The organism is Oleiphilus sp. HI0117, from assembly GCF_001635235.1.
The window spans coordinates 1-780 of sequence record NZ_LWGA01001154.1 but is presented as its reverse complement, the minus strand read 5'-3'; the positions used below and the strand labels follow the sequence as shown (position 1 = coordinate 780).

The window sequence follows — 780 nt, the reverse complement described above, 5'->3', positions numbered from 1 at the left end:
TACCAGCAGATAGCATGCTGGGTTGATGAAGATGAGCGAAGATTGCGTACACGTCATGCGGGGAAAGCGCTCGATTTAATCAACTATCAGGTAATACGTAAACCCTATATCCCCGAAGCTGGGCAGCAAGATGTGTCCAATCAAGCTTTATTAGCAGGCACTATCGATTTGATGGCGAGCGCTTACGATAAAACGGTAGAAACAGTTGAGACGGTTCATTACTCAATTGCTGAAGAGCCCTTTTATGTGATGCAAAAATTACCCGTAGTGAGTCAAATAGCCAAACCTATTGAAGCCGTGCACCGAGATATTCTGGATATCGTCTATCGTTCACTAAGAGGTGGCGGCAAGCTTGTCCATCGTGCGGCTAAATTGCTTACCCCGGATGACCTTGCACAAGCTAGACCTAATGCATAGTTTTTACTTTGCCTTTCTATTACCATAAGTAGTGCTATCATAAAAATAACCCAAGCTTTTTCCACCACTTACATAATAAATTTAAGGTGAGTTACATGCCTATGCGTTTTATGTCTGCTTTTAGACACTTTTTACCTATGATTGTCTGCGCGATGCTGGCTGGACTGCTCTCTGGAGCAAGCTACGCCACAGATAATAAGCGGTTTGAATCGTCCGTTCGAATTGGTTACGTACCTCATCTTTCTTTCAAAGTTGATAACGGTATTGCTTCAGGAAGTCTTGCAAATTTGATGGAATGCTCGAGCGCATACTTTTCTCATGTCGAGTTTGTCGAAATGCCAGACTACTCATTCATGGAAGGTG

General features: G+C 43.2%; 2 protein-coding genes. Both read left to right on the top strand.

Annotated features, from left to right (window positions below):
- Positions 1 to 417, top strand: a 417-nt coding sequence (locus tag A3757_RS27095) for a hypothetical protein (RefSeq protein WP_197470170.1), incomplete at its 5' end; no start/stop codon positions are given.
- 95 nt (positions 418 to 512) lie between these two features.
- Positions 513 to 780 (top strand): hypothetical protein (locus tag A3757_RS20520; RefSeq protein ID WP_156506456.1); only part of this gene is annotated, 268 nt, incomplete at its 3' end.